Source organism: Mesorhizobium sp. M7A.F.Ca.CA.002.04.1.1 (assembly GCF_004022805.1).
In the GTDB taxonomy this organism is placed as follows: domain Bacteria; phylum Pseudomonadota; class Alphaproteobacteria; order Rhizobiales; family Rhizobiaceae; genus Mesorhizobium; species Mesorhizobium ciceri.
The window spans coordinates 1-391 of record NZ_RZPL01001349.1 but is presented as its reverse complement, the minus strand read 5'-3'; the positions used below and the strand labels follow the sequence as shown (position 1 = coordinate 391).

At 61.1% G+C, this 391-nt stretch carries 1 protein-coding gene; it reads left to right on the top strand.

Annotation, left to right across the window (positions count from 1 at the left end):
* A partial coding sequence (locus ENZ75_RS34160) for a HAMP domain-containing sensor histidine kinase (RefSeq protein WP_164888298.1) occupies positions 1–391 on the top strand: 391 nt, incomplete at both ends.

Genomic DNA, 391 nt, shown 5'->3' with positions numbered 1-391 from the left:
CTTCGCGGCCGATGTCTCGCACGAGCTGAAAAACCCGCTGACGTCGCTGCGCAGCGCGGTGGAGACCTTGCCGCTGGCCAAGAACGACGATTCGCGCGGCCGGCTGATGGATATCATCCAGCACGATGTCAGGCGGCTGGACCGGCTCATCACCGATATTTCCGACGCATCGCGCCTGGACGCGGAACTCGCGCGTGAAGATGCGGGAACGGTCGATTTGAAGAAATTCATCACCGATCTGGTCGCCGTTTCGCGCGAAGCGACGCGCAACAAGAAGGCGGTCGAGATCGAGTTCAAGGCCGCCAAACTGCCGCAGGGCGTCAAAGGCTATGTCGTCGTCGGCCATGATCTGCGCATCGGCCAGGTCATCACCAATTTGATCGAGAACGCC